General features: G+C 46.0%; 4 protein-coding genes. 1 reads left to right on the forward strand and 3 read right to left on the reverse strand.

All coding sequences use genetic code 11. The annotated features are described in order from the left end of the window. Positions 1-317: 317 nt before the first annotated feature. On the reverse strand, positions 318-2,276 hold the full coding sequence (locus tag ACFFK0_RS27930) for a pectate lyase family protein (RefSeq protein ID WP_377474198.1): 1,959 nt from the start codon (positions 2,274-2,276) through the stop codon (positions 318-320). A gap of 571 nt (positions 2,277-2,847) precedes the next feature. On the opposite strand from ACFFK0_RS27930, the gene ACFFK0_RS27935 reads away from it, so the two are divergent. Continuing rightward, entirely contained in the window at positions 2,848-8,598 is a 5,751-nt protein-coding gene (locus ACFFK0_RS27935; RefSeq protein ID WP_377474200.1) for an OmpL47-type beta-barrel domain-containing protein, read from the forward strand. A 51-nt stretch (positions 8,599-8,649) separates the two neighbouring features. On the opposite strand, the gene ACFFK0_RS27940 is transcribed toward ACFFK0_RS27935, so the two are convergent. Then, entirely contained in the window at positions 8,650-10,053 is a 1,404-nt protein-coding gene (locus tag ACFFK0_RS27940; protein WP_377474202.1) for a Calx-beta domain-containing protein, read from the reverse strand. A 68-nt stretch (positions 10,054-10,121) separates the two neighbouring features. After that, entirely contained in the window at positions 10,122-11,849 is a 1,728-nt protein-coding gene (locus ACFFK0_RS27945; protein ID WP_377474204.1) for a Calx-beta domain-containing protein, read from the reverse strand. Positions 11,850-11,936 lie beyond the last annotated feature (87 nt).

Here is an 11,936-nt window from a genome sequence, read left to right on the forward strand (position 1 = left end):
TAAATTCGACAAACCCGTGATAAAGGCCTGCTTTACGCGGACTTTTTCACCGGACTTCTAGATTTACTAAAGAAATTCAAACAAAAGGTGCGTACCGCCAACCAGTAATGGCGGTACGATTTGTTGTGCGCTTTGCAGTCGCACTATCAATGCGGTTCAAATCTCGTCGTGTTCAGCAGGATGGGGAACAGAATGTGCATATAACCGAGGGAAGTCACGTAGGTTCCTCGATGCGAACTCGGACAATGTAGGGGAGGTATAAGCCCGAATGGGAAAGCCGAATCGGTGGCTATGGAAAATATTACATTCGAGTTGGACTAGGAGTCTATAGCCCCAAAGGCTTTAAATATTGGGATTCCGAACGGACCCACATACTCCCAGGCCACTGTCCCATCAATAGAGATGCCGCTTGTATGAGATGGCGCCACCGTACCGCTTATTCCCGCCGAAATGCATCGGTACACGGATCCATTAGCGTTTATATAAGTTGCTTGCGGATAAGGCGGGATGGAATATGCTGTGTTTGCGGCCCAAGAAGAACTGGGGTAGAAGGTTCCCGATGATACGCATACACGGCCGATTTTGCCGCCTGCGGAAGGATTCTGTTCTTCCAGGATCCATCCTCTTTCCCACACGTGGTTGGTTGGAGAGCCGATTGTCTTGTAGCTGCCTTTTTCGGTGTAGATTGAGAAAGAAGCATCCTGGTCCAGGAATATTCTGGATACCCTATTATGAGTATAGCGCCTCAGATTGAAACTAAGCCGTGATCCGTCCCGAACATAGATGGCTCCGTTAGAGACGACATTGGAAATTTGATCGTTGGGACCTGAACTAATGATGGCTCGAACTATCGTATCATTGCAGCCAAGGGCTATAAGACTGTCAACAATTAAGTAATCTCCCTGAGACTGAACTGCGTGAAAAGCCGTCGTTGCCAATGTTAATCCTTTGATGTGGATATCGTTATGCAGCGGGTTAATGACAACCGGCATTGAAGCTTGGATATATCCTCCCAGCAGGCGCAGTTTAACATCATATTCTACGACGCTGTCCCTTATATGCACTCCAGCCTTGCCGCTTTTCAGATTAACCAGATCCAGATTATGGATTGATATGTTGTTGGCGCGTCTAAAACATTCTATCTTGATACCGTAATCGTTGTAGCAACGAATAACGGCGTCATAAATATTGATATTGGAGGAAGCTTCTTTAATGACGATAGCACCCTCAGAGGAATTGTCCAGAGTTGCGATCCTTTTTGGGTATACGGTAGCACCGACAACGTTCAAAAATTCTAGAGCTTGATCGTCGACGTGATCCATGTATGCAGTTACATCAAGCTGATCGCATTCGGAGAAATGAACTGCTTCCGATCGATTTCCAGAGATGATTCGATTGTCCCGGTAGTACTTTCCATTGCCAATAGATTGTATTTCGATTTGCAAATTTCTTCCGCCATATACGGTCATGTCGCCTGCAAGAGAGCTGGTAAAGGAAGCGTCGATTTTACCACTTTGCAGACCGTTGCCGCGAAATGCTCTCGTACCGGAACCGTCGGATAAACCGACTCTTGTGCACATGAACCGAATGAAAAAGTTATTGCAATCATTCATTGAAATACCAAACATTGCCCGTAAGTCTGTTGCTTTTGCATATAGCCGGAAATCAATCGTGCTGTTGATGGAAACACCGCTTCCGTTAGGTCCCCTGGTTCCCGAACAAATGAGATGGAAATCACCTCCGATACATCGATTGATGACCAGATTTGTCTGGGCGAAATGGAAGCCTTCAGAAATGTTGGCCCGATATGGGAGGAGGATTTTGGATATGGTTACGTTAGTAAGTTGATATTGGATTTGGCGGTCTAGTGTGAGAACCTCTCCCTGAACGCTTACGACCCTGGCGACAAACCGCAACGTTGAGTAGCGGGTGACGGTATAGTTAGGATGGACGATTGTGCCTGCTATTTCCACATAGTCTCCTGCAGCGATAATTAATGGGGTTGTGATCGAGGTACCGCTATACTCAATAAGGGATACTGGCGACGGCGGCGAAATATCGCTATCCAGAACGAAAGCGCCTGGACCGATAAACTCAACATCACCATCGCAAAATAAAGAAATATTTTTGTTCTTAATTGATACTGTCCGGCCTACCCGGTATTTGCCGCGGGGGAAAAATAATGTTCCACCGTTGGTTAGCTGGTTGACAGCATTTTGGATAATGATTGAAACATCAGTTCCCCCAGTTGAATCCGCAACAACTTCAATCCTCATTTTTCATTCCCTCCTGTCGTTCGAACGATTCAAAATCCGTAACATGTATATTCCTTGCTCAATATGTACATTCTTGTTAAAAAACAGTCTGATTGTGCTTGGCATCGCAGCGGTCTTCAATGCCGCGGCGGCAGTCGATCAGGAAATTGTAAGACAATTGGGCTCAAATCGAAGCAGATTGAATCAAAAACAGCGGATTGGAATATATTCGTAACCCCTTTTTTATGTCAAAATATATTGTGTAAGCGCTACCAATTGTTATGCGCAATTGGGGTAGCTTGACGCATATGATATGGGGGGGATGATGCTCACGAAGATGGGAAGCGATCTAGCCAATATGAAAGTTTTCCAACAAGCGGCAAAGGAAAGAGGATGCAGCAGTCGAAGCGTCGATTCGGGAGCACATACCGGGCACTGCCGATTGATATGGAATGGAAAGATATGCTGCAGAAGATACACTAGTCCACTTCGGCAATAGACAAACTTATATTGGAACATATCCTCGGCTGAACTCCATGTGACCCTGACGATGTCGTTTATAGGTGTCAAGCATACGGGGAGGTGAAGTCAGGTGCTCCAATTAAAAAGAACCATAGCAGCATGGTTAAGTTTCTTATTGGTATTATCATGTTTGGATATTTACCCTGTAGCGGCATCTGTAGAATCAACTGAGATGATCCCGAACGGTTCAATGGCAGTTACAGAAGGTGTTTACTCCGGCGGGCCATCAGTAGAATCAACTCCAAAGATCCCGAACGATTCAACGCCAGTTACAGAAGATGTCTACTCCGCCGCGGTATCTGCAGAATCAACCGCGATGATCCCGAACGGCGGATTTGAAAGCGGATTGTGGCACGATAAGACGGATGGATGGACTCTGGATTCAATGGCAGTTACAGAAGGTGTCTACTCCGCTAAAGCGACAGGCGACCCGGTGAACAGAAGGTTTATGTCTGTTTTGGCATCAAATATTAATCCTGATAATGCTTATCGACTTTCCGCCTGGATAAAAATGGACGGAATTTCCAATAACTCTGGAGTCAGCATTAGCGTTCTGCAAGTTGATGCTAATAACCAGGCCTTGGGTTATTTGCACTCAAAAATGAAATTAATTGCAACCGGAGGAACGCAGGATTGGACGCAATATTCCATTCCGGTTGAAAACTTCGACGATGGAACAGCAGCTGTTCGAATCATTATTCGACTTGATGCCGGTGTGACAGGTACGGTATGGTTCGATAACGTCTCGCTTGTACCAAGCAGCCCGAGTCCCGCTAATTTGCTGTTCAATGGAGGATTCGAAGGCGGGTTTTGGCCGGAACGGACAGACGGATTTATCATGGATCAGACCGTGTCGCGTGAGGGATCCTCATCGATGAGAACGTCGGGGGATCCGACACAAAGAAGGTTCATGGCAACCGATCCAATTTCCATAAATGCCAGCGAAACTTACCAATTATCGGCATATATTAAAATGGAACAAGTATCCAACCATTCCGCTGTAAGCCTTAGTGTTTTGCAAGTCGATGATAAAAATCAAGGTCTGGGCTATGTGAATGGTCAGATGAAGCTGATTACAACCGGGGGTACGCAGGATTGGACGAGATATACAGTATCCTTTGGCAATTTCATCGAGGGAACATCCCACATAAGGGTCTATGTCCGACTTGATGAAGGAGTGACCGGTACAGTATGGTTCGACGATATCGTACTGGGTCCAGGGAGCCTCGACACGAATAATGCAATACCTAACGGCGGATTCGAAGGCGGGTTCTGGGCAGAACGGACCGATGGATTCTATATGGATCAGAGCGTGTCTCATGAAGGGATTACATCGATGAGAACGTCGGGCGATCCTCAAGAAAGACGATTCATGGCAACAAGACCAATCCCCATCGATCCTAGCGGGACCTACCAGTTATCGGCTTGGATTAAGATGGAGGGTATTTCCAATAATTCCGCAGTCAGTCTGAGTGTGCTGCAAATCGATGCTCAAGATCAGGGTTTGGGCTATGTAAACTCGCAAATGAAAATCATAACAACAGGAGGCACGCAGGATTGGACGCAGTATGCGATTTCATTTGGCAATTTTGCTGAAGGAACCGTCTCAATCAGGATTTACATCCGACTTGACGCCGGTGTGAGCGGCACCGTTTGGTTTGACGATGTAAGGCTTGGGCCGGGAACCATTGATACGGGAAATATGATTGTCAATGGCGGATTTCAAGGCGGATTTTGGCCGGAACGTACAGACGGTTTTGTCATGGATCAGACCGTAGCTCACGAAGGTACCACTTCTATGCGAACATCTGGAGACCCGACAGAAAGGCGATATATGGCGACAGGCGCTATTCCTGTTGATATAAAAAACGCATATGAATTTTCGGCCTGGATCAAAACCGATGGCGTAACGAACGATTCAGCAGTAAGCGTAAGTATAATGGAAGTTAACAGTTCGAATCAATCATTAGGCTATCTGCATTTGCAAATGAAGTTGTTTTCAACCGGCGGCACGCAGGAATGGACCCAATATAAAGCGGCGGTAAAAAACTTCACGCCCAGCACAGCCGCAATTCGAGTGTATATACGGCTCGACGCGGGTGTTGAAGGAACCGTGTGGTTTGATCAAGTGAGACTGGAACCCTTGCCTTTCAACGTAAGTCAAACGAAGGCGGGCAACGTCTTTGTAGATCCTGAGCCTGTCAAGTTCGATGTTCGCTCAAACGGCGATACGGTCCATTGGGAAGTGAGAGACGAGCGGGACAACTGGTTGCTGGAAGGAAATCAGCCGGTACAAGACGGAAAGGCCACCGTAAATGTGCCGATCACGGCCTACGGATACTTCCAAATCCAAATAAAAAGCATGCAGAACAATGTGGCCATCGATCAATATGTGACCCCGTTCGTTAGATTAAGCGCAATGAGCGATTACGCCGCTGGGCATGGACCGTTTGGAGTCAATACTCACTTTAAAAATTTCGGTCAAGGAAACAATGAGACTCTGCTCGAGATGATCAAGAAGAGCGGGACCACTCAAGTGAGAGACGAGATCACTTGGTCGTCGGTTGAACCGCAATTAGGGGTGTACACGCCTCCTGCCTATAGTGAAACCTATATGAATGATTTGCAACAACACAATATCGAACCGATGATCATTATGGATTATACGAATCCCAACTATGATAACAATAGTACGGTCTACACCGACGCAGGGCGGCAAGGATTTGCCAATTACGGGAAGTTTTTGATTCAGCATTATGGCGATCAGATCAAAACCCTGGAAGTATACAATGAATATAACGCACATTTCGGAGATATCGGAAATGGTCCGGCTGACTCCCGCCCCGACTATTATTATCTGATGTTGAAAAAAACGTACGAAACCATCAAACCGGCTTATCCTAACGTCAAGATTCTCGGTATGTCGGTTGCCCATATTGATCTGGAATGGATCGAAGAAGTGTTTAAGCTTGGCGGCTTGCAATATATGGATGCGATTTCCGTACATCCGTATTATTATCCTGACGAGCCTGAGCTGCTGGCAGACGAACTGGTACAGCTGCAGAACCTGATCAAGACCTATAATAACGGCCAAATGAAGCCGATATGGATTACGGAGTTTGGATGGCCGACCCATCAATCATCCAGTGGCACCACGGAATTGCAGCAATCGGCGTATCTTGTCCGCTATTATGTGACAGCGCTTGCAGCAGGGGTTGAGAAAGTATTTTTATATGATTTCATGAATGACGGCCTGAATAAAGGCGATAGGGAACATAACTTTGGCATCGTCCGTTTTGCCGCTGACCCATTGGGACCCTATACGCCCAAACCTGCCTATGCGACTTATGCCACGATGGTCAGACAGCTGCAGGATGCGCAGTTTGTACGGAAGGATACGGTGACAGACAATGTTTATAGTTACTTGTTCACCTTCAATAACGAGCCGATCCGGATTATGTGGACCAAGGATACTACGGATGTAACCTTGCATACGAATGCGCCGGTAACGATTACGGATATGATGGGGAACAGCAAGCAATATACACCGTTCGAGGGCAAGGTTATGATCACGCTTTCAGGTGATCCGCTGTACGTGAAAGGAGACGTTACGGAAATAACCGAAGGATCGCTGCTTGGTTTGAATGCGAATGCACCCGTGATAAGTGGAGATGCCATCAATGTCACGTTAAGCGTGTCTAATCCGCATGCTCAGACTATGGAATCCGCATTTCATATTCTAGGATCGTCCTACTCGTTGGTCACACCTTCGGGGGGAACGTCTCAGCAAGTCATTCAACTGTCCAGTTCAGGCAAACTCGGCGTCGTGCGGGTCGTTTCTGACGTGTACATCAACGGCGGGCTTTCGGGAAGAATGGTGGACGATGTTACAATTCAGAACGCCTTCGATGTGCGGATTAGGCCGAATCTGACAGAAGCAGCCAGCACCGGCGAACAAATGATCCTAAGTGTCGAAAATCATTCTCCGCATAGCGGGCTTACGACCGAAAGCATCAGTTGGGTGGTTGGCGGTCAATCGGGCGTTTGGAACCAGCAAGTCACGATTCCTGCTTTAACCACAAGCGAAATTGCGATTGATCTGCCTTCGCTGGATTTGTGGAAGAATCATTCGTACAAAGTGACTGTCAAGACGACAGGGCATAATCCGAATATCAGTGAAGGAGCGATAAGCTTCAATCCAGTACTGCAAAAGACGATCGACCCGGCAGGCCCATTGAATATGGCTGAAGTCCCCGGTATCGATCTTGCCGCTAGCGGTACGATGCAGATTCTTGCCAACCAGTCTTACCACGGACCAAGCGATTTGAGCGGTCGAATATGGGTTAACTGGGATCAAAACAATTTCTACTTGACCGCGCAGATTACGGACGATACGTTCAGTCATACGTCAGAGGATAGTTTGATATGGAGTAATGACAGCATCCAGTTCGCCGTTAAGCCCGGTCTGCCGGAGTCTACGGAGCTGTATGACGAGTTCGGATTATCCATGACGCCTAGCGGACCGCAAGTATATCGGTTCCATTCTTCCAACAATAATGCTTTGGGATTGGTTGCGAATTCGCGGCTAACCGTTACTCGCAATGAAACCGACCATCAGACCGTTTATAAACTTGCCATCCCGTGGGAAGAGTTAGGTTCGGTCGATCCTTTCTCCAGCGAGCCGTTCAGTTTCTCGACTTTAGTCAACGATAACGACGGAACGATCCGCAAAGGGTATTACGAATGGGCATCAGGCATTGGCAGATATAAAGACCCTGCTTTGTATCGGCCCGCCCAATGGGTGAAGACCGACTTTACGGCGCCTGTAACTACGGCAGTAACACAGCCTGCCCAGCCTGACGGAAACGACCAATGGTTCATCAATCCGATTACGGTCAGCCTGCCTGCGACGGATGACCCGGCAGGGGTGGCGGAAACGGTATACAGCCTTGACGCCGGTGGGCAATGGCAAACGTATTCGGGACCGTTCACCTTCAGCCAAGACGGTATGTATACGGTCAGCTACAAGTCTACGGATTTGGCCAATAATGAGGAAACGGCCAAAACGTTAAGTATGAAATTGGATCTGACAGCACCGGTAACGTCGGCCGCGCTAACTCCGTCCGCACCAAACGGTAACAATGGATGGTACCGGTCCGATGTAACGCTGAAACTCACAGCCGCCGATGGTCTCTCCGGAGTCGGAAAGATACAGTATAGCACCGATAACGGCACGACTTGGCTGAGCTATACGGGACCTGTGACTTTCAGCACGGAAGGCAAGTATAAAGTGCTTTACCGTACGCAAGATGCGGCTGGCAACGTTGAAGCGGCAAAAAGCGTGACGTTCCAGATCGATAAAAAAGCGCCATCGGTAACGTTCTCCGTCTATGACGGCAAGGTGTACTGGATCGACGAGGATGTTATCATCACATGTCAGGCAATTGACGCGACTTCCGGCATTGCAGCATCGACTTGTAAAAACATTTCGGCCCCGGCTTACCGCTTCAACATTGGAATGAACACGGTGAGGGCGACGGCGGTGGACAAAGCAGGGAATACTGGAAGCGCAACTATTCGTTTTGAAGTGAAAATCTCTATTGAAAGCCTCATACGCTTGTTTAAGAAGCTGCTGGAAGAAGGGTCCACCGTTCCCAAGACTTCCGGGAAGAGCTTGGATGGTCTTGCAACCGGTGAAACAATGGGGAATTCGGAATACGACGTAGACGATTTTAAGAAGGACGTAGTGGCGCAGCGCGGCAAAGGATTGACCGCTGAAGAAGCGGATCTGCTGCTTCGACTGGCCGACAAAATCGATTGAGGTTGACAGGGAGCCGCGTGAGCGGCTCCCTTTTCAACTTTACGTTTACATCTAATCATTATCTCGAATGATGAAAAATGCTCTATTCGTATGTAAGGCATCCAAACGTTCTTCAAGACCGGTAAGTAATAAGGAGAATGATTCAAAATTCTCCTTTATCGTATCGTCCGCTAACTTAATTTGGATCGTTTTCTGGGTTTCTCCTTCTGCGAAGGTAAGAGTTCCTTTAGCAGGAATGAAATCGGAATGTTCCTTTGCGGTATCGGCGAAAGTTGAGTAGTCCACAGTCAATGCACCATAGCTGCCGCCGACACGGTATACAGTGGCTGTTACCGTACCTGTATTCTCATTGGCCCAAATGATCTGTGACTTTGGATCAAAACGGAACTTTCCGATTTCTTCTTGAGGCTCGGGGATGAGTTCAAATATATTAGATCCACTGGAGCCAATCCATTTTTTTCCCGATTTATTCCAGTAAATAACCCCGGTTCTTGCAGATTCGGGAATTTGCTTCATCTCTCCTTTGGCGTTGATATAAAATCTAGTATATTCATAAAGGTCGTAAACGATCATTTCGCCGGTATCGGAATATCCCTCTATGCTAAATAGGAACCAGCGTGGACCTGAGAACTGTTCGCTCTTTCCAGTTGCCGGTGAAGTTCGATAAGCGGAATTTAGGTCTTGATAAAAAGTCCAACCCTTGTATGTGAATGCGGAGACATCAAAACCATCAGAGATAATAAATTTGCTGGTTTTATCTTGTATATTATAGGACCGATACTCGTATTGATTATTCTCTGGATTTTGTGCTAAATAAACGAACAAATTTTCACTTATAGTTCTCAAATCTACTGCATCGATGGGAAGGGAGGTTGTCAGTCCGTTATCATACAGGATAACCTTCCCTTGTTCGCTAATATAAATTAATCGGCCTTCTTTTGAAGCACGAATTGAATAGCTGTTACGAACATACAAATGATTTTCCTCAGAAATATTCTTGAAACTGTTATCTAGAGTATTAAATAGCCAAGCCTCTATATGGTTATTTGTAGTTATCGTGAACGGTATAAAATGTCCATCTTTAGCTTTAGAGAAGATCCCAATATTAGAGTTGGGAATAAACTCCGGTTCCGTTCCGGCCTTCCATAAAAACAAACCCTTTTTCCAGTAATGAAATATAGCACCATTGTTTGTTAAATAACCTGCGTAGTAGAACGGGGAATCTTCAAGTGGAGTCATAGCGGAATCTTGCTGGGTGTTTCTATCTCTAATGACCATGGAGGAATCTGTAACATACAATATCCGATTACTGTCAAAATCCAATATTGTTCCAGGTACTGACGCTACGACTATACTTTCGGCTTTGGCTACTGAAGCAAGACCCAACAATATACATAGGAAAAACAAAAGCAATGAAATTGTACGCCATACACTTATGTTTGTTGAAACGGCCATAAAACAACCTCCAATCAAAATGTTTTTGATACATATCGTATCGTTAGTGGGGGATGTGGGCTTCCTTGTCAGTCATTGTCTCTGATAACAAAGAACATGGCCGATCCCGGCTCATAAATGTTTTCTGCTGAACCTTCCAGCTTCAGTGAGAAGGATTCCAGAGACTCCTTGATCGAATCGTCTTTCAAGAAAATTCGTATAGTCGCACTCGTTTGGCCATCCTTGAACGTAATAGAGCCCGTAGCTAAGTCAAAGTCGGAATTTTCCTTAGCAGTATCTGCTCGGGTCGTATAGAACACACGAAGTTCCCCATCGCTTCCATCGGTCCGATAGACCGGAACATCCACGTAGACATTGCCTTCATCCATCCATTGGACTAGATCGCGTGTATAAGCTGCCGATCCCAAGCCGACAATCCCTTTGGTCCCGGTAACGTTGACAGTCTGAGCAGCTTTTAAATGCCCCGACGGACTTGTGACTGTGATCTGAGCGGTTCCTGGTGAAATACCTCTCACATCATGGTAATAAGGAATCACATCTGCAATTCTTGAGTCACTAGAATGCCATTCCAACCCCAAGCTACTCTTGAAAGATGCATTCGCCGGATGAAAAATAAGGTCCAGCTTCGCAGTTTGTCCAACCCGCAAATTCAATGGGGTTTCACTTAAGGAAATGCTTTCCACCGGGACATAAAAATTTGGAACAAATTCGTATAGGGTACCGTCTTCAAAGCGATAGTACTTCCCATCTTCGAGCTTCCAGAACGGAGTCCTTAAAAAAAGTTGAATATCGTATGATAAATTATCAGACATATAAACTTTTTCTGATCCCGGACGGATAAACCAATGTTTAGGGGAAGAACCAATCCCAGTCTCTAAGATAACATCACCGGTATCCGATATCTGCAGAATATGTGTGTCAGGCGCACTGGCCTCAATAGGATAGGTATATTTGGTGCCTTCAGGAGAATAGATAACCAAGCCTTCAGATTCCGAACGATAGGCAGTCCAACCATTGTTCCCTGCAAATGCATAAGGAATTTGACGATACCAAACTAGATGCTGTGAGATACCGTCGATATATCGCTTTAGATACCATGAATCGTATTCGTGGTTCTCTTGCTCTGAGTAAATGATTTGAAATCCATCATAAAAGTCTTGATAACTATTTCTCGAGAGCTTATGAGGTGTTTTATTGGTTACGCCATTATGATATGCAATCAAATAATCATCGACAGCATTTCGATACATGAGATGCCCGTCATTCGACACGCGCGCATCATCAACTTTAGAGTCATACTGGTTAAGTTCGGAAACATTGTAATAACTGTTATCGCTTAAATGAAATAGCCAGATCTGGAAGGAAGTGCTTTGAGGAACTTTCGTAGAAAAGGTTACATAATTTCGCGACTTTTGAAATAATTGACCCAAATTGTTAGTTATTTCATGAACGGTTCCTTCCTCACTCCAAGCGTATAGAACGGAATTCTCCACATAAATCGCACCGTTGTCCGTTAATGCGCCTTTCGTTGCAGTCGTGGTAGGCAGCATGATGTCATTCGTGGAGGCAGCTAACTTCTTTATGTAGAGTACACCGCCCTTGGAGTATAAAATTCGGTTCAAATCAAAATCTAGAATGGTACCAGGCACTGACGCAACTACTCTGTGAGCGATATCTTCTACAGGACCATTATACGTAGCGGCTCGTGTAACGCTTGAATGTTCTATGAAACTGATAACGGCTACTATCAAAACAAGAAATACTCGCGATATTCGTGAAAGTCGTGCTCCTAACATGGGAATATATCCCTCCTATATTAATTTTAAGCCTCTCGGAATAAAAATTCCCGCATCGGCTCTGGCCTTTCGGCCAGGGTCTTGTTT

The sequence above is a fragment of the Paenibacillus chartarius genome, assembly GCF_042432825.1.
GTDB classification, from domain to species: Bacteria; Bacillota; Bacilli; order Paenibacillales; family NBRC-103111; genus Gordoniibacillus; species Gordoniibacillus chartarius.

Excerpts from the sequence above, each read along its gene's own strand:
- ACFFK0_RS27930 (WP_377474198.1), bottom strand. The coding sequence starts at position 2,276 with ATGAGGATTGAAGTTGTTGCGGATTCAACTGGGGGAACTGATGTTTCA.
- ACFFK0_RS27945 (WP_377474204.1), bottom strand. The coding sequence starts at position 11,849 with ATGTTAGGAGCACGACTTTCACGAATATCGCGAGTATTTCTTGTTTTG.
- ACFFK0_RS27940 (WP_377474202.1), bottom strand. The coding sequence starts at position 10,053 with ATGGCCGTTTCAACAAACATAAGTGTATGGCGTACAATTTCATTGCTT.